Origin of the sequence: Myxococcus sp. XM-1-1-1 (assembly GCF_020037095.1) — a bacterium.
Classification (GTDB): domain Bacteria; phylum Myxococcota; class Myxococcia; order Myxococcales; family Myxococcaceae; genus Myxococcus; species Myxococcus fulvus.
Genome location: NZ_JAIQDH010000004.1, coordinates 374,426 through 397,615 on the forward strand (window position 1 = coordinate 374,426; position 23,190 = coordinate 397,615).

The 23,190-nt window shown below is 72.1% G+C and carries 22 protein-coding genes; 8 read left to right on the plus strand and 14 right to left on the minus strand.

Going from position 1 to position 23,190, the window contains the following annotated elements:
- Positions 1 to 5: 5 nt before the first annotated feature.
- Positions 6 to 623: a DUF4230 domain-containing protein gene (locus K8640_RS11980; protein ID WP_223747249.1), complete on the minus strand. Its 618-nt coding sequence runs from the start codon at positions 621 to 623 to the stop codon at positions 6 to 8.
- 1 nt (position 624) lies between these two features.
- Here K8640_RS11980 and K8640_RS11985 point away from each other — a divergent pair, with 1 nt between their 5' ends.
- Positions 625 to 1,317, plus strand: a complete 693-nt coding sequence (locus K8640_RS11985; protein WP_223747173.1) for a 2OG-Fe(II) oxygenase — start codon at positions 625 to 627, stop codon at positions 1,315 to 1,317.
- A 1-nt stretch (position 1,318) separates the two neighbouring features.
- Here the strand turns inward: K8640_RS11985 and K8640_RS11990 are convergent, their stop codons facing one another.
- On the minus strand, positions 1,319 to 1,876 hold the full coding sequence (locus K8640_RS11990) for a helix-turn-helix domain-containing protein (RefSeq protein WP_046718499.1): 558 nt from the start codon (positions 1,874 to 1,876) through the stop codon (positions 1,319 to 1,321).
- 91 nt (positions 1,877 to 1,967) lie between these two features.
- Here K8640_RS11990 and K8640_RS11995 point away from each other — a divergent pair, with 91 nt between their 5' ends.
- Entirely contained in the window at positions 1,968 to 2,690 is a 723-nt protein-coding gene (locus K8640_RS11995; protein ID WP_223747174.1) for an SDR family oxidoreductase, read from the plus strand.
- Positions 2,687 to 3,712, plus strand: coding sequence for an S-adenosylmethionine:tRNA ribosyltransferase-isomerase (locus tag K8640_RS12000; protein WP_223747175.1), 1,026 nt, complete (start codon positions 2,687 to 2,689; stop codon positions 3,710 to 3,712). Before K8640_RS11995 ends, K8640_RS12000 begins: the two co-directional genes overlap by 4 nt.
- A 10-nt stretch (positions 3,713 to 3,722) precedes the next feature.
- On the opposite strand, the gene K8640_RS12005 is transcribed toward K8640_RS12000, so the two are convergent.
- From K8640_RS12005 to K8640_RS12020, 4 genes are all read right to left on the minus strand, one after another.
- The gene (locus tag K8640_RS12005; RefSeq protein WP_223747176.1) at positions 3,723 to 4,943 is read right to left on the minus strand and encodes a zinc-dependent alcohol dehydrogenase; all 1,221 of its coding nucleotides are present in this window, start codon (positions 4,941 to 4,943) and stop codon (positions 3,723 to 3,725) included.
- 155 nt (positions 4,944 to 5,098) lie between these two features.
- Positions 5,099 to 6,622 carry a Ppx/GppA phosphatase family protein gene (locus K8640_RS12010; protein ID WP_223747177.1) on the minus strand — a complete coding sequence of 508 codons (1,524 nt, stop codon included), beginning with the start codon at positions 6,620 to 6,622 and terminating at the stop codon, positions 5,099 to 5,101.
- 122 nt (positions 6,623 to 6,744) lie between these two features.
- Positions 6,745 to 7,884, minus strand: coding sequence for a phosphatidylserine/phosphatidylglycerophosphate/cardiolipin synthase family protein (locus K8640_RS12015; RefSeq protein WP_223747178.1), 1,140 nt, complete (start codon positions 7,882 to 7,884; stop codon positions 6,745 to 6,747).
- Between the two features lie 64 nt (positions 7,885 to 7,948).
- Complete coding sequence (locus tag K8640_RS12020) at positions 7,949 to 8,155, minus strand: hypothetical protein (protein WP_223747179.1); 207 nt, start codon at positions 8,153 to 8,155, stop codon at positions 7,949 to 7,951.
- A gap of 182 nt (positions 8,156 to 8,337) precedes the next feature.
- Here K8640_RS12020 and K8640_RS12025 point away from each other — a divergent pair, with 182 nt between their 5' ends.
- Both K8640_RS12025 and K8640_RS12030 read left to right on the plus strand, forming a co-directional pair.
- Positions 8,338 to 9,348, plus strand: coding sequence for a serine/threonine-protein kinase (locus K8640_RS12025; protein WP_370640338.1), 1,011 nt, complete (start codon positions 8,338 to 8,340; stop codon positions 9,346 to 9,348).
- An 18-nt stretch (positions 9,349 to 9,366) separates the two neighbouring features.
- On the plus strand, positions 9,367 to 9,561 hold the full coding sequence (locus K8640_RS12030; RefSeq protein WP_141325293.1) for a hypothetical protein: 195 nt from the start codon (positions 9,367 to 9,369) through the stop codon (positions 9,559 to 9,561).
- Positions 9,562 to 9,617: 56 nt separating this feature from the next.
- On the opposite strand, the gene queF is transcribed toward K8640_RS12030, so the two are convergent.
- Positions 9,618 to 9,980, minus strand: a complete 363-nt coding sequence (gene queF / locus K8640_RS12035; RefSeq protein ID WP_141325292.1) for a preQ(1) synthase — start codon at positions 9,978 to 9,980, stop codon at positions 9,618 to 9,620.
- Between the two features lie 196 nt (positions 9,981 to 10,176).
- Between queF and K8640_RS12040 the strand changes: the two genes are divergently transcribed.
- Positions 10,177 to 12,096 (plus strand): hybrid sensor histidine kinase/response regulator, encoded by a 1,920-nt coding sequence (locus tag K8640_RS12040; RefSeq protein WP_223747181.1) that lies wholly within the window; start codon positions 10,177 to 10,179, stop codon positions 12,094 to 12,096.
- Positions 12,097 to 12,195: 99 nt separating this feature from the next.
- Here the strand turns inward: K8640_RS12040 and K8640_RS12045 are convergent, their stop codons facing one another.
- From K8640_RS12045 to K8640_RS12055, 3 genes are read right to left on the minus strand one after another with little or no spacing between them, the layout of a single operon-like run.
- On the minus strand, positions 12,196 to 12,945 hold the full coding sequence (locus K8640_RS12045) for a carbohydrate deacetylase (RefSeq protein WP_223747182.1): 750 nt from the start codon (positions 12,943 to 12,945) through the stop codon (positions 12,196 to 12,198).
- An 18-nt stretch (positions 12,946 to 12,963) separates the two neighbouring features.
- Entirely contained in the window at positions 12,964 to 13,983 is a 1,020-nt protein-coding gene (locus K8640_RS12050; protein WP_223747183.1) for a PHB depolymerase family esterase, read from the minus strand.
- A gap of 10 nt (positions 13,984 to 13,993) precedes the next feature.
- A complete protein-coding gene (locus K8640_RS12055; protein ID WP_223747184.1) occupies positions 13,994 to 16,183 on the minus strand; it encodes a serine/threonine-protein kinase in 2,190 nt (729 codons plus the stop codon).
- A 797-nt stretch (positions 16,184 to 16,980) separates the two neighbouring features.
- On the opposite strand from K8640_RS12055, the gene K8640_RS12060 reads away from it, so the two are divergent.
- Together K8640_RS12060 and K8640_RS12065 are read left to right on the plus strand one after the other, a co-directional pair.
- Entirely contained in the window at positions 16,981 to 18,264 is a 1,284-nt protein-coding gene (locus K8640_RS12060) for an amidohydrolase family protein (protein WP_223747250.1), read from the plus strand.
- A 50-nt stretch (positions 18,265 to 18,314) separates the two neighbouring features.
- Positions 18,315 to 18,860 carry a peroxiredoxin gene (locus K8640_RS12065; protein WP_223747185.1) on the plus strand — a complete coding sequence of 182 codons (546 nt, stop codon included), beginning with the start codon at positions 18,315 to 18,317 and terminating at the stop codon, positions 18,858 to 18,860.
- Between the two features lie 10 nt (positions 18,861 to 18,870).
- Here the strand turns inward: K8640_RS12065 and K8640_RS12070 are convergent, their stop codons facing one another.
- The 4 genes from K8640_RS12070 to K8640_RS12085 form a co-directional block, all read right to left on the minus strand.
- A complete protein-coding gene (locus K8640_RS12070; protein ID WP_046716146.1) occupies positions 18,871 to 19,380 on the minus strand; it encodes a GNAT family N-acetyltransferase in 510 nt (169 codons plus the stop codon).
- A 107-nt stretch (positions 19,381 to 19,487) separates the two neighbouring features.
- The gene (locus K8640_RS12075; protein WP_223747186.1) at positions 19,488 to 21,593 is read right to left on the minus strand and encodes a chloride channel protein; all 2,106 of its coding nucleotides are present in this window, start codon (positions 21,591 to 21,593) and stop codon (positions 19,488 to 19,490) included.
- Between the two features lie 100 nt (positions 21,594 to 21,693).
- The gene (locus K8640_RS12080) at positions 21,694 to 22,512 is read right to left on the minus strand and encodes a DUF1109 domain-containing protein (protein WP_223747187.1); all 819 of its coding nucleotides are present in this window, start codon (positions 22,510 to 22,512) and stop codon (positions 21,694 to 21,696) included.
- Positions 22,509 to 23,033 carry an RNA polymerase sigma factor gene (locus K8640_RS12085; protein WP_223747188.1) on the minus strand — a complete coding sequence of 175 codons (525 nt, stop codon included), beginning with the start codon at positions 23,031 to 23,033 and terminating at the stop codon, positions 22,509 to 22,511. Before K8640_RS12085 ends, K8640_RS12080 begins: the two co-directional genes overlap by 4 nt.
- Between the last annotated feature and the right edge of the window lie 157 nt (positions 23,034 to 23,190).

A 23,190-nucleotide genomic window follows, 5' to 3' on the forward strand; every position in this document is an offset into this window, starting at 1 on the left:
GACCGTCACCCCGCCGAGCCAGAGGCCGGCAACCGCTCCACGAACAACACCTCGCGATAGCCCACGGTGACGAGCAGCGCGCGCAGGGCCCGCTCGGCGGAGTCCCGCGCCCGCTGCTGCAGTCGCGTGTCCGCGCGCACCTCCCGCTCGAACGCGAGCCGCGCCTTCTCCAGCAGCTGCGCCGTCTGCTCGCTGTCCAGGTTGGAGTCGATGACCTCCGTCTCCCCGGGGCGCAGCGCCACGCGCACGTCGATGGGCGGCATCACCACGTACACCTTCGTCCCCGCCACGTGCAGGTTCGACGGACCGAACCGCTGGAAGTCGAATCCCAGGTACGCATCCGCGAACACGATGGCGCGGCCGTGCGGATTCTGGATGGCGTGCCGCGCCCAGTTCATCACGTCCTTCCACAAGGCATCCGTCACCTGCGGCTCGGGCGTGAAGGTCACCTTCTTGTAGAGCGCGACCTCCAGCGTCTCCAGTCGCGCCACCTCGCGCATCTGGCTCACCACGGACGCGGTGTCCGGCGGGGCGGGGACGCGAGGCCTGAGCAGCCAGCCGGCCCCCAGGGCTCCGGCCGCGATGCCCAGCAGGACGGCGAGGATTCGCGTGAGGTGCGTCATCATGGCCCCCGAGTTTATCCCCTTCCGCGCCGCCCGCGTCTGGGGCACGGTGCGCCCAGGTGGAGTCGGCACGCTGCTGGAAGGAGCACGTGTGGAGTTGTCGGTCCAGGAAGTGGAGGCGCTGGGCGCGCGGGGGTATTTCACGCGCCCGGCTTTCCTCGGGGATGAAGCAGCCCTCGCGGCGCGGGCAGAAGCGCTGGCGAGGGCGGAATCCGGAGTACTTCATGCCGCGGGCATCCGGAGAGGCGCGGACCGGACGCTCGACACCCGCGTGAGGGGAGACCTCATCGGCTGGGTGACGCCTGAGCCCGACACGGCGCTCGGCGCCCTCTGGCGACAGTTCGAGCAGCTCGGCCAGGCGCTCTCGGCGGGCGCGTACCTGGGCCTGGGACGCTTCGACCTCCAGCTCGCCTGCTATCCCGGCGGCGGAGCGCACTACTCACGCCACTTCGACGCCTTCCCCGGCAAGTCCAACCGCAGGGCCACGGCCATCTGGTACGCCAACCCGGACTGGCGCGCCGAGCACGGAGGCCTGCTCCGCCTGCACCTCGAGGGAGAATCCCCCGTGGACGTGCCGCCGAGGCTCGACACCCTGGTCGTCTTCCTGAGCGAGCGCATCGAGCACGAGGTGCTACCCACCCACGCCCACCGCCTGGCGCTCACCGCCTGGTTCTACGGTCGCGACGCGGGCTGACTCACAACGGCGGCGCGAGCAGCACGACGGAGTAGCCCACCGCCGTGCGTGTGCCCGGGTTCTCGTACGAGTGCTTCTGGTCTCCCCGGAAGACGACCACGTCCCCGGGCTTGAGCAGGAAGCGCTCGCCGCTGGCCACCAGCACCAGCTCGCCCGACTCACAGGCCAGGTACTCCCGGGTGCCCGGCGTGTGGGGCACGCCCGTGATTCGCACGCCCGAGGGCAGCTCCACCCGGTCGAACTCCATGCCCGGCAGCGGGTCCGGCAGCAGCTTGCGAAGCTGCCCCGCGCCCCGCACCCGCGTCGTCAGGCTGTCGCGCGGATAGTGCCGCGCGCTGGCCCGAGGCTTGGCCACCAACTCCTCCAGGGACACCTGGAGCGCGGAGGCCACGCGGTGCAGCACGGACAGGGTGGGGTTGGACGTCCCTGATTCCAGATTCGCCCACGTGGCCCGGGGCACTCCGGCGAGCTTCGACAGCTGGGCCTGCGTGGCGCCTCGCGTCTCGCGCAGCGTCCGGATGTTGCGGGCGAGCCGGCTCGGCAGGTCCTCTTCTTCCAGGGGCATGGGATGGCAATCTGCCAAAGGATTGGCGTGGACGCCATTTCATCAACGTCCCTTGGCTATCCCTCCCGGCAAGGAGGACATCCGAATGGACTTGAAGGGAAAGGCAGTCCTGGTGACGGGCGCGAGCCAGGGGCTGGGCAAGGCCCTGATGGGCCACTTCGCGCGTCGGGGCGCGCGGGTGGTGGGCGTGGCCCGGCACGCGCAACCGATGGAGGCCGTGGCCGAGGCCCTGCGCGCAGAGGGACTTGAGGCGCACGGGCTCGCCTACGACGTGGGCGACAAGGAGTCCATCTACCGGCTGGTGGGCGTGGCGGCGTCGCTGGTGGGGCCCGTGGACGTGCTGGTGCACAACGCGAGCACGCTGGGGCCCACGCCGCTGCCGCTGCTGCTCGACACCGCGTGCGAGGACCTGCAGCGCGTGCTCGAGGTCAACCTGGTGGGACCCTTCCGGCTCTCCAAGGCGGTGGTGGGCAACATGGTGGTGCGCGGGGGCGGGCTGGTGGTGACCATCACCTCCGACGCGGCGGTGGCGTCCTATCCGCGCTGGGGCGCCTACAGCGTGTCCAAGAGCGCGCTGGAGCACCTGGGCCGCATCTGGGCCGCGGAACTGGAGGGCACAGGGGTGCACTTCCTCAGCGTGGACCCGGGCGAGATGGACACGCGCATGCACGCCGACGCGATACCGGACGCGGACCGCTCCACGTTGGCCCGGCCCGAGGACGTGGCCGCTCGCATCGTGGCGCTGGTGGAGCGCCCGCTTCCGCCCAGTGGCTCCCGGCTGGAGGCCTCGCGCCTGGAGGCCGCATGAAGCCCGCGCGTTGGCCTGGAGAGCATCCGGAGGAAGGGCGGCTGTTGCACGTGGAGCCCCGAGCGCGCCGCTTCCAGGACGCCCACCTGAGGGAGCTGCCCTCCCTCCTGCGCGAGAAGGACCTGCTGGTGGTGAACGACGCGGCCACGTTCCCCGCCTCGCTGCAGGGGCGCACGGCGGCCGCGGAGCGCATCGAGCTGCGCCTGCTGTCGCACGAACCGGACGGCACGTGGCTCGCCGTGCTCTTCGGCGCGGGGGATTGGCGCAAGCGCACCGAGGACCGCCCCTCGCCGCCCGTGCTCGAAGCCGGGGCGCGCTTCACCGTCGTGGGCCTTTCCGCGCGGGTGGTGGAGGTGCTGCCGCCCTCGCCGCGCCTGTTGCGCGTGGCCTTCGAGGACGACGGCGCCGACCTCTGGTCCGCGCTCTACCAGGGCGGCCGCCCCGTGCAGTACGCGCACACCCTGGCGCCCCTGTCCCTGTGGCACGTGCAGACGGGCTACGGCGCCAGGCCCTGGGCCGTGGAGGCGCCCTCGGCGGGACTGCCCCTCACCTGGAACCTGCTGCTCGCCCTGCGCCGTCGCGGCGTGCGGCTCGCGTCCCTCACCCACGCGGCGGGCCTGTCCTCCACCGGGGACGCGGTGCTGGACGCGGCGCTGCCCCGGCCCGAGCGCTCGGACATCCCCGCCGTCACCGTGGCCCAGGTGGAGGCCACGCGCGCGGAGGGAGGACGCGTCGTCGCGGTGGGCACCACGGTGGTGCGCGCGCTGGAGGGCAGGGCGGCGATGAATGGCGGAAGGCTCGTGGCGGGAGAGTCGGTGACGGACCTCCTCCTGGGGCCGGGCTTCGTGCCGCGCGTGGTGGACGGCCTGCTCACGGGCATGCACGAGCCGGGCACCAGCCACCACGCGCTGCTCCAGGCCTTCGCTCCACTGTCCCTGCTCGGAGACGTGGCCGCGCACGCGGAGGCGAAGGGCTACCTGGGGCACGAGTTCGGGGACTCGTGCCTCATCCTGGATTCATGAGGGCCAAGGCTCACTGGAGCTGCGAGGGCTCCAGCTCCACCTTCACCCAGCCGGGCTTGCGCAGGTCGAAGTTGCGGTAGGCGTCCAGCGCGCTGGCCATGGGCTCCACGTGCGAGAGGATGGCCGTGGGGTCCACCTCGCCGGTGCGCACCAGCTCCAGCAGCCGGGGGATGTACTTGCGGTGGTTGCAGTTGCCCATGCGCAGGGTGAGGTTCTTGTTCATCGCCGCGCCGATGGGGAACGTGCGCACCTGCTGCGGGTAGACGCCGATGATGGACAGCGTGCCCGCCTTGGCCAGGCCCTCCACCGCCCACTGGAGCACCTGCGCGGGTGCGTCGCCGGGCACCCAGTTGTCGCCGTCCGGGTTCGTCTTGGGCGCGGCCTCCTTCACCTCGCGCTTGTGCTCCGCCTTCTGCGCGTGGGCCTCCTTCGCCGCGGGGCCCGCGTGCGCGTGCACCGCGTCCACGCCCACCGCGTCGATGGCCCGGTCCACGCCGATGCCGTTCGTCAGGCGCAAGAGCGTCGCCACCGGCTCCTCTTCATCGAAGTTGATGACCTCCGCGCCCTGGGCCCGCGCCAGCTCCAGCCGGTCCTCGTGGCAGTCGATGGCGAAGACGCGGCCGGCGCCGAGGAGCTTCGCGCTGACGATGGCGAACAACCCCACCGGGCCGCAGCCGAACACCGCCACGGTGTCGCCCGGCTTGATTTCCGCCAGCTCCGCGCCGAAGTAGCCCGTCGGGAAGATGTCGGAGACGAGGATGGCCTGCTCGTCGGTGACGCCGTCCGGAATCCGCACCAGCCCCGCGTTGGCGAAGGGCACGCGCACCTTCTCCGCCTGCATGCCGTGGAAGGGGCCCGTCGGCGCGGGGCCTCCGAAGAAGGCCGTGCCCGCGGCGGCGCCGTTGGGGTTCGCGTCGTTGCACTGCGAATGGTAGCCCGCGCGGCAGTACACGCAGTTGCCGCAGGCGATGGTGGACGGGATGACCACGCGGTCGCCCACGTTGAAGTTGCGCACGTCGTCGCCGAGCGCCTCGATGTAGCCCACGCCCTCGTGGCCCAGGATGGTGCCCGGCTTCATCCCCGGCATCGTCCCGCGAATCATGTGCAGGTCCGTGCCACAGATAGCGCTCGCCGACAGCTTGACGATGGCGTCCGTGGGCTTCTCCAGCCGGGGCTCCTCCACGTCGTCGAGCCGGATGTCCCCAATCCCATGGAATACGATGGCCTTCATCGGACTGCTCCTTCCCCCGCCGGGGGCCCGTGTCTGGAAAGACGAAAGGGCCCGCCCGCGGACGGACCCACACGCCTTGCAGCGTGGGCATCCGTCCGGGTGGGAGCAAAGCGCGCACAGCCTCCTCTTCCGGCCAGCAGCCGGGGGGCCGTGCGTCAGCGTCCCGCGGTGTGGTGCACGTGGAAGGTGAGCTTGCGGCCGAAGACGCGGCGGAAGGGCACCACCTCGCGCTCCGCGTTCCACAGCTCCAGGTCCACCGGCTGACGCGCGTGCAGGTGCAGCGCCACGCCGTCACGGCCGTTGGTGGCGCGGAAGTCCTTGATGGGCTGGTGGTGGCTGTGGTCCAGCGAGTTGGCCACGCGCAGCAGGGTGGCGAGCTTGCGCACGGTGCGGGCCTCGGTGGGCGTCAGCCCCGCCATGCCCGAGTGCGCCAGCTCCGGAGGGCTCCTGCGGTGGTAGCGCGCCACACGGGCCACCAGCTCCCGCTCGCGGTCCGACAGGCCCGGGATGTCCGCGTGCCGGATGAGGTAGTACGTGTGCTTGTGGTGCCGCTCGTAGTTCACCGCGTGGCCGATGTCGTGCAGCAGCGCGGCCGTCTCCAGATACGGGCGCACCGACAGCGGCAGCTGGTGCAGGGCGGCCAGGTCGTCGAAGAGCCTCAGCGCCAGCCGCGTCACCTGCTTCGCGTGCTTCTCGTCGAAGAAGAAGCGCTGGCCCATGGCGATGGCCGCGTCGGACAGGCTGTGGTCATCCGGCGGGTGGTGCGCCTCCTGGCGGTAGAGCAGGTCCACCAGGATGCCGTCGCGCAGGCCTCGGTTGACGACGCTGACCGACTCGATGCCCAGGTACTTCGCCACGCCCTCGAGGATGACGGCGCCGGAGACGATGATGTCCGCGCGCTTGGGGTCGAAGCGCTTCCTGCGCCGCTCCACCGGCATCTGCGCCAGCGCCTCCACCGTCTGCGTGAGCTGGCGCACGGTGGCGTTGCCGCTGTTCTCCGCCGAGGCGAAGGACACCACCGCGTTGATGGTGCCCGACGAGCCGAGCGCCACTCGGGGCAGGTGCGGCAGCTTGGGCGGCAGCGTCTTGCCCAGCACCTCCGACACGAAGCCGCGCATCAGGCGCAGCTGCTTCGTCGTCACCGTGCGCGACGCGTCGAACACCTCCGTGAGCCGCACCGAGCCCAGCCCCAGGCTCCACAGGTTGTCGGGCCGCTCGCCCACGGCGGTGGCCACCTCCGTGCTGCCCCCGCCGATGTCGATGAGCAGCGAGCGGGTGCCCGGCGGCTTGCGGTGCAGCACGCCCAGGCAGATGAGGCGCGCCTCCTCCTTGCCGCTGACGACCTCCAGGTTGAGGCCCGACTCCTCGCGCACGCGGCGGACGATTTCCGGGGCGTTGCGCGCCTCGCGCAGGGCGCTGGTGGCCACCGCGCGCACCTGCGCCTTGTGACGGCGGCACAGCGCTGAGTACCGGCGCAGCGTGGAGAGCAGCCGCTGGGCGGTGGCCTCCGGCATGGTGCCCGTGGCGAAGACGCCCTCACCGGGACGGATGGGATCTCGCTCCTGGTGCAGCGTCTCGAGCGCCCCGTCGGCATCCGGCCGGGCGAGCTCCAAGCGGACGGCGTTCGTCCCCACGTCGATGGCGGCGAGTACGGGCTGGAGGGGGTGGCGTCTTGGCATGGTCGGGCGTCAGCGCAGTGTAGAGCCCCCGGACGCCCCGCGCAGCACGTCATCGACGGGAGCGACCACTCGGCGGAGCGCTCCCCACTGCCCGTGTGACGTCCACGTGACGCCAGGGGGCTTCAGCGCTTGCGACGCCGGCCGATGAAGCTGGCGAAGCGCTCCGCGAAGCGCGCCACCGCCAGGCCCACGACGTCCAGCAGCCACCGCTGCAGCCCCGAGCGGCCGCATTGCTCGAGCAGCACGTGCCGGGACATCGCCACGTGCTTCTCCAGCCACAGCGCCGCCTGCGCCGCCACGCCGGGCTCCTCGGCCTCCACCAGCGTCTCCAGATTCACGAGCGAGAGCGGGTCCAGGTTGAAGCTGCCCACGAGCAGCGTCTGCCCATCCACCACCGCCGCCTTGGCGTGCAGCGTGGACGCGGTCCACTCGTGGATGCTCACGCCCGCGCGCAGGAAGGTGCCGTACAGCCGCATGGTGGCGGCCCTGGCGAAGATGACGTCGCTGCGGCCCGCGAGCAGCAGCGACACCCGCACGCCCCGGCGCGCCGCGCGCGTCAGCGCCCGCACGAAGGCCGCGTCGGGCAGGAAGTACGCGTGGGCGAGCAGCACCTCGTGCTTCGCGCCGTCGATGGCGGACAGGTAGCGCCTCCTCAGCCGGTGGCCTCCCGCGAAGCCGGACAGGAACAGGCGCACCTGGCCGGACGTCAGCGCCGCCGCGCCCGCGGTGAGCTTCTCGCCGAGCTGCCGGCAGATGTCGCCTCGCAGCTCCACCGCCAGGTCCGCCCACCCGGGCACGTCCCCCTTCGCCGCATACGCATCCCCGATGTTGATGCCACCCAGGAACGCCACCGTGTCGTCGACGAGCAATATCTTGCGGTGGTTGCGCCACGAGCGCCCCAGGCACAGCGACGTGAGCGGGTTGTACACCCGCACCTTCGCGCCCGCGGCCCGCAGCGTCTGGGTGAGGTACGCGCTGTTGCCGATGCTGCCCCAGCCGTCCACCACCACCTTCACCGACACGCCCCGCTTCGCCGCGGCGACGAGCGCGTCCACGAAGAGCGCGCCCACGCCCTCGCGCTCGAAGGTGTAGACCTCCAGGTGGATGCGATGCCGGGCGAAGGAGATGGCCTCCAGCATCCGGGGATACGCCTCCGTCCCGCCGTCCAGCAGCGTGCACCGCTCATCCTCCCGCTCCGGAGCGAGCGCTCCGGGGACGGGGGCGGGGACGGGCGACGGGAGGACGGCGGCTTCGGGACGCATCACCTGGCCACCCTACAACTCTCCCGGGCGGAGGGGGACGGGCCCCGGGTGGAAGCGGGGGACTTCACCCGTCGTGCTTGCGTGCTCCCTTGCCCTTGCCCTTGTGACGGCACTCGTCGCCGTCCCAGTACTGGCTCGGGTGGCACTGCTTGCTGTTGTGTTTGGACTTCTTCGACTTGGACGGACGGTGGTCGTGGTGCACGTCCCGGTGGACGATGCAGCCACCGAACATGCAGAGGGCGAGGAGGGGGGCGAGCAGACGAAGTGTCATGGTGTCGAGGGGGAAAGCGGGGGCCTGTGGACCTGGACCCGGCGGGTGTCGAAGCGGCCACGTGAGACATCGACGGTGCGCGTCCACTTCTGTACCCTTCGCACGTGCCTGCCGCGGAAAGAAGCGTGCGTCATCGCAAGATTGGCGCGTATCGAGTGCTCGGAGAGCTGGGCCGAGGTGGGATGGCCGTCGTGTATCGCGGCCTCCACGAGATGATTCAGCGCGAGGTGGCCATCAAGGAATTGCTGCCCGAGGGCAAGCGAGACCGCGAGACCCTGTCCCGCTTCCGTCGGGAGTCGCTCGCGCTGGCCGCCTTCCGTCACCAGAACATCGTCACGCTCTACGACCTGGTGGAGAAGAACGACAGCCTGTTCATGGTGATGGAGCTGGTGGACGGGCCCACCCTGCACACGCTCATCAAGGAAGGGCCGCTGCCCCCGGACGTCACGGGCGTCATCGCCGCGCGCATCGCCAGCGCGCTGGACCACGCGCACTTCCGGCACATCATCCACCGCGACCTGAAGCCCGCCAACGTCATGCTCACCAAGTCCGGCGACGTGAAGCTGATGGACTTCGGCATCGCCAAGGACGTGGGCCTGGAGGCCCTCACCCAGGCGGGCATGGCCGTGGGCACCCCGTCGTACATGTCCCCGGAGCAGGTGACGGGCGCGCCGCTGGATGGCCGCACCGACCTCTTCTCGTTGGGCGTGCTGCTCTACGAGGCCCTCTCCGGCGCCCGGCCCTTCCACGGCAAGACGGCGGGCGAGGTCTTCGCGCGCATCCGCGACGGCAAGTACACGCCGCTGAACAAGGTGGCCCCCAACGTGCCCACGCCCCTGGTGCGCATCATCCAGCGCGCCATGGAGGTGAAGCCCGAGGACCGCTTCCCGGACGCCGCCGCCATGCGCCGCGAGCTGGACGTGTTCCTCGCCCAGGAGGTCCAGGTGTCGCACGCGGGGCTGCTCGTCGCCTTCCTGCGCCACCGCCAGAAGCTCACCGAGACGGAGGCGCAGCAGCTCTTGCGGCCCCAGGAGCTGGACGCGGCGGCGGAGGTCTTCGACACCTCGCGCTCGCGCTCCGGCGGCAAGCTCAAGTGGGCGCTGGCCGCGCTGGCGCTGGCGTCCGCCGCGGGCACCGGGCTCTACTTCACCCAGGCGCAGTGGGCGCCGCTCGTCCAGCAGCTCACGCGCTGACGAGGACAGGAGGCAGTCATGGGACGCATCGTCACCTTCGTGCTGGGCTTTGGAGTCCTCGTCGCCGCCGCGTGGTACGTCCTGCAGCGGCCGGCCAGGACGGACCCCGAGGCCGCCGCCGCGCGGCGCCTGGAGAACGTGCACAAGGCCGCTGATCGCGTGGAGACGGACCTCAACAAGAAGGCCGACGCCATCTTCGACAAGGTGGAGTAGGCCCCACGCGTCCGGAGGGACGGCGCCTCGGGGCGACCGTCCACCCCGCCGGGTGCTTACGCCTTCTTCTTCTCGTGCGTGACGGTGACGATGGTGCCGATGCCACCGCGCACGAACCAGTCACCGACCACCGTCAGCTTGCGCGGCTGGATGGCCTTGATGATGTCCTCGGCGATGGTGTTGGTGACCTTCTCGTGGAAGGCCCCCTCGTTGCGGTACGCCCACATGTAGAGCTTCAGGCTCTTGAGCTCGATGCAGCTCTGGTCGGGGACGTACGTGATCTTGAACCGGGCGAAGTCCGGTTGCCCCGTGAGCGGGCAGAGGCAGGTGAACTCCGGGACGTCGAACGCGATTTCGTAGTCGCGCTCGGGCGCCGGGTTGGGGAAGGTCTGAAGGTCCTTGGTCGGCTGCGAAGGCATGGCGCTGTCGTCTAGCACACCATCGCTACGTGTCATCCACGACGTGGAGTGGGGCCTTTCGGGAGGCCCGCCGGGGGTTCTGTCGAGCCCTCAACGCGGCACCCGTCCACCAACGGGGAAAGCGGGGGGGCCCTCGGTTGCGCCTTCGCCGCGGGGTTCATAATCCCGGGAAGGCCCCCGCCACCTTCCCGAGCACATGACGCTTCCCCCTGACGTCGAAGAAGCCTTCTCGTGTCTCCCCCAGGCCCTGGTGCGCGTCGGTCCCGACCTGTGCGTCCAGTGGTGTGAGGCGAGCTTCGCCCGCAAGACGGGCCTGGCGCTGAGTCCCGGCCACAGCCTCCTGTCCGCGCTGGAGCAGGGCCGGAGCCTGGAGGCCATCGAGCTGGCCGTGCGCGAGGGCCGCGCCCACACCGGCCATGTCATCACCCGCGAGCTGCACCAGGTGCGCGTGCAGGTGAAGCCGGGCCGCGAGGAGGAGGTGCCCGGCGCCTGGCTGGTGGTGGAGCCCTCCGGCGTGGATGACGACGGGGCCTTCTCGCTGGCGGTGCGCGAGATTGCCCGCGCCGTGGGCGAGTCGCTGGAGGTGGACAGCGTCTGCGCGGCCGCGGTGGTGGCGCTGGTGAGGTGTGCCCAGGTGCGCCGCGCGGAGGTGTACCTCTGCGAGGAGGACGGCACGGAGCTGCGCCGCTCGGCGGTGTCGGACCTGGCGGGGACGGAGTCGCCGGAGGACTCGTTCGACCCGTCGGAGGACCCGTTCCACCAGGCGCTGACCCTGCGCCAGGCGCAGCTGGGCATCCAGCGCGGGTATGGGGACTCCTTGGGCTCCATCTTCGCGGCGGTGCCGCTGTGCGCGCCGCGTCGGACGGTGGGGCTCCTGCTGCTCTACAAGGAGCAGGGCACGTCCTTCTCCGCGAGGGAGCTGGAGCTGTGGACGGCGGCGGCCAACCAGCTCGCGGTGGCGGTGGAGAACGCGCGGCTCCTGAGGGAGGCGAAGGCGGCGCTCCAGGTGCGCGAGGAGTTCATGTCCATCGCGAGCCACGAGCTGAAGACGCCGCTCACGCCGCTGAAGCTGGGCCTGTACACGATGGAGCGCCGGCTCACGCTGGGGCAGCCGTTGGAGCTGTCCACGGTGCTGAAGTCCAAGCGCCAGGTCGAGCGGCTGGTGGGCCTGGTGGACGACCTCTTGGACGCGTCGAGGCTGGACGCGGGTCGGCTGGCCCTGGATTTGGCCCCGCTGGAGCTGGGGCAGCTGGTGGCGGAGGTGGTGGACCACTTCCGCGCGGCCTTCGAGCGCCCGTTCGCCGTGGAGGTGCCTCGCGAGCGGGTGTGGGTGCGAGGCGACAGGGACAGGCTGGAGCAGGTGTTGGTGAACCTGCTGGAGAACGCGCACAAGTACAGCCCGCCCGGGGAGCCGATTGTGGTGCGGGTGGAGAAGCTGGCGAGCGAGTCGCGCATCCACGTGCAGGACCACGGCATCGGGATTCCGGGCGCGGACCAGTCGCAGGTGTTCCAGCGCTTCTACCGGGCGCGCAACGTGTCGCACCGCAACTTCGGGGGCCTGGGGCTGGGGCTGTTCATCAGCCACTCCATCGCGAGGCTGCACGGGGGCGCGCTGACGCTGGCGAGCGCCGAGGGGCATGGGAGCACCTTCACCGTGAGCCTGCCGCGCATGCCGGCGCACGAGGTGAAGATGTTGCCCCGGCGGGTGCTGCTCCTGGACGAGGACTCGGCGCAGGAGGCGATGGCCGAGCGCGTGCTGTGCGCGGAGGGCTTCGAGGTGCTCACGGCGAGGGACGGGGCGGAGGCGCTCCGGCGGGCCACGCACCTGCCGGTGGACCTCATCGTGCTGTCCACCTCCGCGACGCATGGCCAGGCGGGGGTGTTCCTGGAGACGTTCGCCACGCTGCCGCGCGCGCGTCCGGTGCCGATTCTGCTGGCCGGGGATGCCCGGCCGTGGTGGGCGCAGGAGGAGACGTCCCTGTGCACGCGGCCGTACGTCGCGGACGAGCTGGTGGCGCGCGTGCGCAACGTGCTGACGCAGGAGCGGCGCAGGACGGCGACCGCGCCCCACGTCGTCGAGGAAGTGGCCCAGGTGGGCCTGCTGACCCGGGCCTGAGCCCGCTGAGGGGCCGCGTGGCCTCGCGGCACCCGCGCGCCGGAGCTCTATCTCGCGGCCCCAGCGCTCGAGTGGCGAGGGGGCCGCCCCCGCAAGGCCTCAGTTCGCGGGAGCGAGCACGCCGAAGTCCACCGGCGTGAGCCCCAGCCGCGACAGGGCCTCCTTCGCCTTGGGGTCCACGAACGTGGCCAGCTCCACCTCGCGCTGCGCGGCGTAGCTGCTCTTCACCTTCTCGGGGCGGTAGCCCGGGTGGCACATCAGCTCGATGACGCCCTCGGAGGGCAGCGCCACCAGCTCCGCCTCCAGCCGCTCCAGCGTCCAGTACGGGTCATCGCTCGTGTCCCCGACGAAGTGCGTGTTCGTGGGCACGCCCAGCTTCTTCAGCGCGTGGCGCATGATGGAGTCGAGCGCGCGCACCGGCACCTTCGCGTCCCTGGCGGCCTTGGCCACGCCCTCCAGCACATTGGCGTGCAGGTGCAGGTGCCGGTGCACGTCGATGTGCTTCGGCGCGCGTCCGGTGAGCTGGGTGAAGCGCTCCAACTGGGCGCGGGTCTCCGCCTCCACCACCTCCGCGGACAGCCCGGCGGCGCGGCCCTCGGTGAACTGCCCCTGGGCGCCCAGCGACTCGCGGGGGAACTCGCTCCACACGGGCTGGCCCCGGGCCAGGTCCAGGTGCAGCCCCAGTGACAGGCCCCCCGACTCCTGGGCCGCGGCCTCGGAGTAGGGCGTGTTCACCATGAGGGAGGCCGAGGAGACGACCCCCTCTCGCATGGCCTTGAGGATGCCTCGGGTGATGGCGGGGTCGTGCCCCAGGTCGTCGGCGTTGATGACGAGCGTGCGTGTGCTCACGAAGAAGTCTCCTGTGCGTCAGGGGCGCGGCCGGCCCTGGAAGAAGCGCCAGGCCTCGAGCGAGGCGTCCAGGTCGCGTGTGGGGTTGCCCGAGCTGACGGGGCTGCCGGGCCACGTGTGGTTTCCACCCTGCACGGTGCACAGCGACGCGGTGGCGCTCTCCGGAGCACATCCGGTGAACGCCACGCAGGTGCTGTTGCCCCGCTGATACGTCTGCTGCTCCGGCCCACCGCAGCCGTTGCGCTCCGCCTGGCCGCGCACCGAGTCCCGCGCGGAGGGGTAGGGGCGACCGAAGGGGATGTTGCTGCCCCCCTCGTAGAGGATGACGGTGTCCTCCGTGCCGTGGATGTGCAGCACCGGCACGGGCCGGGACGGCGCGCACCCGCTCGAGGGCGCCATGCCGGACACGGGGGCGACGGCGGCGAAGCGTCCCGCGCGCTCACAGGCCAGCCGGTACGAGAAGAAGCCCCCGTTGGAGAAACCCGTGGCGAACGTGCGCCGGGGGTCCACGCACACGTGCGTGTCCAGGTCCGCCATCATCGCGTCCACGAAGCCCACGTCGTCCACCTGGGATAGCTGGGACGAGCCGCAGCACGCGCCCCCGTTCCAACCCCGGGTGTTGTCCTGCGGCGGAGGCGGCGGGCCGCCGTTGAGCTCCTGGGCGCTGAGCCCGCGCGGGTACACGACGAGGAAGCCCTCGGTGTCGGCCAGCGTGGACAGCCCCGTCTGCCGCTCCAGCTGCTCCGGGTGGGAGCCATAGCCGTGGAAGGCGACCACGGTGGGCGTGGGGCGGGTGGCGTCGTAACCCGGGGGCACGTGCACCCGATAGGCGCGCTCCCGTCCGTCGTGGGTCACTGTCCAGTCGTGGGTACCGGGGCCCGCGGACAGTCCCTGGCAGGCTGCGCGGTCCGGCACCTGGGGCTCCGGCATGGGCGTGCCCGCGTCCGGCGGCGCCTGGGGCTCCGGCAAGGTGTCGGGGGACGAGGAACAGCCGGGAGCCGTCAGGAAGAGCAGTGCCAGGAAGGGGCCGCGGTGCATGGAGGGGAAGCTAATTCCCCGCCTGGCACTCCGCCGCGAGCCGCGTCGCGCGGTCGGGGAATCGTTCCTCCAGCGTACGCTTCACCTCGGCCACCGCCACCGCGTTGCCACCGTGAGCGTGGAGCTGACAACGTGCGGCCAGGGCCCGAGGGTCCTCCGGCGCCAGCTTGTCCGCCTCCCGATAGGCGCGCTCGGCCCCCGCGCTGTCGCCCTGTCGGAAGAGGACGGCCCCCAGGTAGTAGTGCGCCACGGCCAGCCGGCCGTCCTTGCGCAGCGCGCGCCTGAGCAGCGCCGCGGCCTCGTCCACGCGCTCCTGCCGGAAGCGCACGAAGCCCAGCTCCGCCAGGCTGACCGCGTCGTCCCGCTCGCGGGTCCAGGCCGACAGCACCGAGGCCGCCTCGTCCAGCCGTCCGCTCTGCGACAGCATCCGCCCGAAGCGGGGCGCCACCTTCGGCGAGCCCGGCTTCAGCACGTACGCCTTCGCCAGCGCCGCCACCGCGCCCGGCAGGTCGCCCTGTCGCTCGCGCAGGTCCGCCAGCATCAGCGCGGGGCGCAAATCCTTGGGCGCCAGCGCGAGCGCCTCATCCAACGCGCGCTCGGCCCGCTTGCCGCGGTTGAGCTCCGTCGCCGCGCGGGCCGCGAGCAGGTGCGCCTCCAGCTCCTTGGGGAAGCGCGTGGTGAAGGACTCCGCCAGCTCGGCCACCTCGGGGAAGGCCCCCGCGTCGACGAGCAGCGCGCCCGCCTGGGCCAGCTCCTCTGCCGTGGCGCGCACGTCGGTGCCCAGCCCGGAGAGCAGCGCCTTCTTCTCGGCCGCCGTGTCCGCGGCCGTCGCCTTCGCCAGCCGCTCCTGGGGCGCCGCCTCTGCGCGCTTCAGGTACCAGACACCTCCGCCCCCGAGCGCCGCCAGCCCGAGCGCCCCGGCCAGGATGGCCGCCACGCGCGAGCCCCCACGGCGCGAGGGTCCGCCCTCGCCGATGCCGGAAGGCGTGCCGCGCGTGGGCGGCGTCGAGTCCGTCGGAGAGGGGACGCGCGCGGGCTTCACGACCTGCGGAGCGACGGGCTCGACGGTCGCCGTGCGCGCGGGCTCGGGGAAGGTCTCGTCGTGGACCGTGGCGCCCACGTCCGGCAGCACGGGCCAGCCGGTGGGCACCGTCATGGCGGCGTGGGGGGCCACGTGGGGCTCGTAGCGGCGCGGGCCCGGAGGCGTGCCTCCGTGGGACGGGTCCGCCATGCGCGCGCGTCGGAGGGCCTGGCGCTTGGGGTCCTTCTCCGGCGGGAAGAGGGTGTCGACGTAGGCGGCGACCTCCTCCGCGGAGGCGACCTCGGCGGGGCCGCCGATGGCCTCGATGGCGTCGATGAAGGACTCGAGGCTGTCGAACCGCGCGGCCGGGTCCCTCTGGAGCGCGGTGAGGCACACCAGCTCCAGCGCGCCGGGGACGGACGGGTCGAAGCCGGTGGGCGGACGGACGCGGCCCTCGGCGATGCGGCCCAGGACCTCCTCGGCCGTCATGCCGGTGAAGGGCCTGCGGCCACACAGCTGCTCGTACAACATGACGCCCGCGGCGAAGAGGTCCGCGCGGTGGTCCACGGGCTTGCCGGAAATCATCTCCGGCGACATGTAGAAGAACTTGCCCTTGAGCACGCCGGGCTCGGTGCCCGCGCCGAGCGCGTCCGCCTTGGCGATGCCGAAGTCGATGACCTTCACCGCGCCGTTGACGCCGACGTGGATGTTGTCCGGCGTGAAGTCGCGGTGGACGATGCGCAGGGGCCGGCCCGCCTCGTCCACGGCCCGGTGCGCGGCGTCCAGGCCGCGGCAGGCCTCCACGAGCACGCGCAGGGTGATGCCCAGGGGGACGCGCTGGCCGCGCTCGGCGGCCTCCTGGCGCAGCTCCGCGAACGAGCGTCCCTCGAGCAGCTCCATCGCGATGAAGGGCTCGGTGCCCTCCATGCCCAATTCGAGGATGGCGACGACGTTGGGGTGGCGCACCTGCGCGGTGATGCGCGCCTCGTTGAGGAACATCTGCACCACACGCCGGTCCGAGGCGAGGTGGGGCATCAGCCGCTTCACCGCGACGGCGGGCCCGCGATGGCCATCATCCTCGAAGCGCCGCCCCAGGTAGACCTCCGCCATGCCGCCCGTCGCGATGCGCGCGGACAGACGGTAGCGACCGACCCAATAGGTGTTCGGACCCGACTCCAAGATGGCGCCAGTCTATGTGGAGAGCCTGTCTTCGTGCCCCCTCAGAAGTTCGAGGGGGCATGCCCGCTCGGTCTCGTCCGGGCCCGCTCGCCCGGCGCTCCTGTCCTGGAGGCTGACGCGGTCCGCGTGGGAGCACGGGGTTTCCACGTGGCGAGGGCCTCACGGCACACGTCCTCTCCACGACGTTCGTGCGCGTCGGCACGGTGTCCATCGGTGACCTGGGCTCGGGCCTCGTGAGCGCCTGGGCGGCGATCTGCCGACACGTGCCAGTCCAGGGCCCCGCCTCGTCGCATGGGAACGCTCGTTCTTCCGGGCGAGGCTGGCCCGCAGGGTCTGGGCGGAGCTCGCTGTCGGAGGAGGCGCTCCGCGGGGGCCCATCTCGTCGGAGAGGCATGCCCCGCCGAGAAGCGCTCATCACTTGGGGGCTCGCCACCGGAGCGCCGATGGGTGGGTGAGGCTCGAACGAGGTGGGCGATGCGACGCTCGACAGGGGGCCCCGTCTCGTCAGGACGAAGCTCGACCAAGCCTGGAGGGCGCGATGCCCGGCGGCGCGAACCATGTGCCCTGGTGTGTTCGTGCGACGCGCCTCCATCACCACTCCCACATCGTGGTGTGCGCCTGGGTGTGCCGGACCCCGTGCCCTCGACTCGGTGAGGGCCACCGCGTCCGACGTCGCGGGTGGTGCGGTGTGCCTTACGCGGGGTGTGGGCGCCCCATCTGCTCGCTCGCGCGATGAGGGAGTGAGAGTGCTAACGTCCGGGCCCGCTGCCGCGCTTCGTTCTTCGTTCGGAGGGATGTTGGGAACCGTCCTCAAGGGTGGTTACGTCGTCGAGTTGGAGCCCGCGGTGGTGGAGCGCGTGGACCTGCGCATCGAGGGTGAGCGCATCGTCGCGCGAGGGCCGGACCTGGCGCCCCAGCCGGACGATGAGGTGGTGGCCCTCTCCGGCAAGCTCGTCTTCCCGGGCCTGGTGAGCGCGCACCACCGGCTGCATGCCGTGCTCGGACGGGGCATGCCGCGCAAGGCGATGGAGACGTACCAGGACAGCCTGGAGAAGGTGCTCTGGCCCTACGAGGACGCGCTGGACCTGGACGCCGTCCAGGTCGCCGCCTGCGCGGGCGGCCTGGAGGCGCTCCAGTGCGGCACCACCACGGTGGTCAACCTCCACTCCTCCCCGAGCGCGGTCTCCGGCTCGCTGGTGCGCCTGGCGCGCGGACTCCACGAGGTCGGTGTGCGCGGCGTGCTGGCCTACGCCGTGTCGGACCGCAACGGCGCGGTGGGCCGCGAGGAGGGCCTGGAGGAGACGGTGGGCTTCGCGCAGAAGGCGCAGGGTCGCTTCCGCGGACAGGTGGGCGCGGGCCCCTGCTTCACGCTGGGCCCCGACGCGCTCCAGGGACTGACCGAGGCTGTGAAGACCGCCAACACCGGCCTGCACCTCCCCCTGGCCGAGGACCCGCTCGACGAGCGACTGTCCAACGAGCGACACGGTGACTCGCCGGTGCCCCGGCTCCTGGCCGCGGGGCTGTTGTCGCCGCGCAGCCAGCTGGCGCACGTGGGGCACCTGGCGTGGGCGGACCTGGCGCAGGTGATTGCGACGGGCGCGTGGATGGTGCACACGCCGCGCGCCAACCAGGGCCTGGAGGTGGGCTACGCGCCGGCGCTGAAGTTCGGCGCGCGCGCCACGCTGGGCGCGGATGGCGTGTCCGCGGACCTCTTCGCGGAGGCCCAGGCGGCGTACCTGCGCTCGCGCGAGGCGGGGCAGGTCATCGACGTGCTGCGCTACCTGGCCAACGGCCACCGGCTGGCGTCCGCGCACTTCGGCGTGCCCATGGGCTCCATGCGCGAGGGCGCGCTCGCGGACCTGCTGGTGCTCGACTACCTGCCCGCCACGCCGCTGACGGCGGAGAACCTGGCGTGGCACGTGGTGTTCGGCCTGGGCAGCCGCCACGTGGAGGCGGTGATGGTGGACGGGGTGTGGCGCATGTGGGCGCGCCGGCCCTTGTCGGTGAACCCCTCGGTGGTGGCGGAGCAGGCGCGCGAGGCCGCGGCGGCGGTGTGGGCGCGGATGGGTGAGACGACGTAGGCCCTCGGGGTCGCTTGCCCGGGAGTGACGGGTCCGCTCTTATCCGAGGCATGCTCGCTCCCGTACTGCTCGCAGGCCTGCTCAGCGCCGCCATCCCCGCCGTGGGGGACACCGCCCCGGACTTCACGGTGAAGGACACCGACGGCAAGGTCTACATCCTGTCGGAGATGGTGAAGCAGGGCCCCGTCATCGTCGCCTTCTTCCCCAAGGCCTTCACGGGCGGGTGCACCAAACAGCTCAAGGCCTTCACCGCCCGGCACGCCGAAATCGAGAAGCTGCAGGGGCGCGTGCTCGCCTTCAGCACGGATGACGCGGAGACGCTCAAGCGCTTCAAGGCGGAGCTCGCGGCGCCGTTCCCCTTCATCCCCGACCCGCAGGGCAAGGTCGTCGAGTCCTACGACGTGAAGATGCCCCTGGTGACGGTGTCCAAGCGCTACACCTTCGTCGTGGGCGAGGGGCGCAAGGTGCTCAAGGTGGACGCGGGGGGCGACGCCATCGACCCGTCGGGCGCCATCACCTCCTGCTCCCAGGCCCAGCCCGCCGCGAAGGAGCCCGCTCCCGCCACGCCGGCGCCCGAGGCGAAGCCCAGGCCGTAGCGCCCGCGCTTCAGCGTCCGGAGCGCGGCGGCAGCTCGCGGTTGTCGAACATCTGCGCGGGCGAGTCGTCCACGAAGGTGTCCTCGAACCGCCCCTGCGTGTACTCGCGGATGACCTTGCGCCAGAAGGACGTGGCCGCGTGGTTGGCGGGCAGCTGGGACACCTCCCACAGCCCGCGGAAGCGCTCGAACACGGCGACGGCGGCGCGCCGGCCCAGGCCGTAGCCCCGCTCGCCGCGCAGGATGAAGAACTCGCTCATCCGGAAGTCGCGCCCCGGCGTCATGTACGGGAACGGCGCCTGGGCCACGAAGGCGAAGCCCACCGTGCGGCCTTCCCAGCGCAGGAGCAGCGGGTGGACCTCCGACGACGGCGCCAGCCACGTCGGCAGGTAGTTGGGTGCCCAGTGGCCCTGCTCGTCCAGGCGGTAGCCGACCCCGAACTCGCTCAAGTCGTGCAGATAGAGCGGGTACAGGTTGCGCAGCAGCGGATGCTCGGCTGGGGTCGCGCGGCGTAGCTCCAAGGACGCCTCCGGAAGGGGCGCAGCATGTCCCATCCCCCGCGTGGCGACCACCCTCGCCACGCGGGCTCTTTCGTGGGGTGACACTGACCCCCGGCTCGGGGTCAGCGTCAGTGCGTGACTTCGGACGCGCCGACGGGCGCGTCACCGCGCGCGTGGTGCCGGGCGTGCTGGGCGAAGAGGAAGCGACGCACCGCCGCGCGGGTGAGCAGCCCCCGGGTGGCGATGCCCGTGGGCGCCGCGACGGGCAGCGCGTCCACGTCCTCCTGGTCCATCAGCCGCAGCGCTTGCGCCAGGTCCGTCTCCGGCGTGAGCACCGGCAGCTTGCGCGACAAGTCACTGGCCACCAGCAGCGGGTAGACGGACTCGTCGCGCCACACCTCGCGCAGCTGCTCCACCTGGACGATGCCGTACACCTCGCCCGCCGTGTCCAACACCGGCAGCGCGCCCGTCTCGGACGTGAGCAGCAGGTCCGCCAGCGGACGCACCGGCAGCCCCGCGGGCACGGGGGCCACGTGCTCCATCAGCGTCTGCACGTGGGTGCTCTCCAAGAGGTCCGCGTCGCTCAGGACCTTCGCCGCCTTGCGCTCGATGAGGTAGTGGCACAGCGCGGAGGCGATGGTGCACGTCACCATCAGCGGGAGGATGATGTCGTGGTTCCCGCTCAGCTCGTACAGCATCATCATCCCGGTGAGCGGGCCGCGGTTGAGCGCCGCCACCGCGCCGCCCATGCCCACCAGCGCGTACGCCCCGCTGGGGCCGGTGCTGGCCGGGAAGAAGTAGTGCACCAGCGTGCCGAAGGCCCCGCCCGCCATGGCGCCGATGACGGCCGCCGGGAAGAAGGTGCCGCCCGAGCCGCCCGAGCCGATGGTGACCGCGGTGGCCACGAGCTTGAGCAGGCACGCCGTCACGAGGAAGAAGAAGGGCAGCTTCCCCACCGCCGCCAGGTTGATGTAGTCGTGCCCGCTGCCCCACACCGTGGGGCTGATGAACGCGAGCACGCCCGCGCACAGCCCGCCCAGGCCCGCGCGGAACGGCAGCGACTTCCTGCCCAGCCACGGCGACAGGGTGCCCGGCATCCGTCCATGGAAGAAGTGCTCCACCCCGTGCAGGAGCCGCACGAAGGCGAAGGCCAACAGGCCACAGCCGATGCCCAGCGCCGCGTACGCCAGCACCTCCGAGCCGCTCACCAGCTCGTACGGCACCTGCCGCAGCATGGGCGCCTCGCCCAGCACGCCCTGGCTCACCAGGGTGCCCGCCACGCTGGCCAGGATGATGGGCGAGAAGACGCGCAGCTCGAACTCGCGGAGGATGATCTCCATCGCGAACACCGCGCCGGCGATGGGCGCGTTGAAGGACGCGGAGATGCCCGCGCCCGCGCCGCAGGCCAGCAGGATGGACAGCTCCCGCCGGCTGAAGCCCAGGACGCGCCCCACGCTGGAGGCGAACGCCGCGCCGCCGTACACGATGGGCCCCTCGCGTCCGGCCGAGCCACCCGAGCCGATGGTGATGGCGGACGCCACCAGCTTCAAGAGGCCCCGGTCCGCCGGCACCACGTTGGCGCCGCTCTTCACCGCGCGCACCACCTCCGGCACGCCGTGGCCATGTGTCTCCGGCCTGTCGCGCAGCAGCCGTCCCACCGCCATGCCGCCCAGCGTGGGCGCCAGCAGCATCAGCCACCAGGGCAGGTGCGGAATCGCGTCCGCCAGCGAGTGCGAGTGGCCGAAGACGCTGTTGAGCGCGGCCAGCGCCACCAGCGGGTAGTAGAGCGACAGCGCGCCCAACGTCAGCAGGGCGAGCAGCCGCAGCCGTCGCTTCACCTCGTCGCGAGGGCCCCCCGGCTCGATGACCCGCGCGAGCAGCAGCCCGCCCAGCGCCAGCGGCGCTCCGACGATGGCGTACTCCGGATGCCACCGCGCGGAGGCGAACGCCTCCCACAGCGTCAAGAGCTGGCTGCGGCGCAGCGTGTGCGCCAGCTCGGCCGTGCCGAACGTCAGGCCCGTCACCAGGCCGATGAGGTTGGCGAAGATTCCAGCGGCCAGTCCGCTGTAGAGGCCCACCACCGCGCCCGCCACCGGCAGCACCGAGGGGCCGGGCAGGCGCAGGCGGTTGGAGGCCTGCAAGGTCGCGTGTATCAGACGGCTCAGGTGTGCTCGCGCCCGCGCCCACAACGCGCGCTGGGAGGACGTCCCGGGCGGAGGTTCATCGGCATTCATTGGTCCTCCCACTAACCCATCGCGAACGCGGATGCTTCAACGTTCGTGAAGGGCCTGTCGGAACCTGGGCACGGCTCCGAGCGAGGGAGGAGCAGGCGGCCTAGGGCGCGTGGCTGCGGGTGGGCAGCAGGGCGCGCAGCAACAGGGTGATGCCCCCGAGCGCCAGCCAGGGGACCACGTGCCCGGCGAGCAGGTGAGGCGTCGTCCCGTCGGCGCAGTGCAGGTGGAGCACCAGCAGGCTGACCCCTCCGGCCGACAGTCCGGCGGCGAGCGCGCGCACCGGGTGGTACGCGGAGCGACACAGCAGCACCAGCGTGAAGGCGAGCGGCACGGCGGTCACCGCCAGCTCGGTACCCGCGCAGCCGAGGATGCCCGCCATGAGCGGAGCCGTCCGCACCCCGGAGCCCGACAGCACCACGGTGGCGCCCACCGAGAGCATCACCGCGATGACGCCACCCCAGGGCACCGTCCTGCGATGAGGCGCCAGGGCGACATAGGCCCCGGAGGACAGGAGCGCGGTGAGCAGCAGCCCCACGCCCACGATGACGGGCACGTCGGCCCGGTTCGCCACCCAGGCCCCGTGGGCCAGCACGGCCAACGCCGTCATCGCGATGGCGCCGTGCACCCCCAGGAGCAGCAGCAGCTCGTGCCACCAGGGCCGGGCCCGGGGCCGCCGGGCCAGCGCCTCGTACGCGAAGCTGTGGGCCGCATCCAGGGACGCGCCCTCGCTCGCGAGCCGCTCGGTGGACGGCGCCAGCACCTCTCGCGCGAGGGGGTGGGAAAGCTTGCCAGGCGCCCCCATCAGGTCGAAGCCCCCCGTCATCGCCCGGCAGTCCGCGCAGGTCGCCACGTGGGACTCCAGCTCCGGGGGCAGCATCTCGCCCAGGCGGTCCATCACCCGAGAACACTCCGGCGTCATTCCATCGTCTCCGTGCGCAGGGCCGTGAGCAGCTCGCGCAGCCGCGCATAGCCCCGGTGGGCCCGCACCTTCACCGCGCTTTCGGTGAGGCCCAGGGTGTCGGCGATTTCCGCGAAGCCCATCCCCTCGAAGCGGTGCAGCAGGATGGGGATGCGCTGTCCTTCGGGGAGCTGGTCCAGCGCCTGCCGCACGGCCCGCTCCAGGCCCACGTCGCGCGGGCCGGTGCGCTCGTCGGCGACCACGGGCAGCTCGCCCTCGGGCGTCAGCTCCTCGGGCCGGCGTCCCCGGCGCTGGAAGTCCCGCGCGGCGTTGGTGGCGATGGCGTACAGCCACGGCTTGAAGCGCGAGCCCGGCTGGAAGCGCCCTCGCGAGCGCACCAGGGACATGAAGGTGTGCTGCACCAGGTCCTCGGCCGTGGCCTCGCTGCCCGTCAGGCGGGTGAGGTAGCCGCGCACCGGCCCCGCGTGGCGCTGGAAGAGCGCGTCGAACGCCGGGGGATGTCCCTCGCAGAACCGCGCCATCAGCACCTCGTCGGGATCGGCGGCGACACAGGCGCGCACCGGGTCCTCTCCGGTACGCGCGGGCGCTGAGGCGGGTTTCATCGGCGGAGGCGGAGGCGGAGCCACGGACCGGCGCACTCTATCCCGTCACGGTGGACCCGGAAGCAAGGCGCGCCGC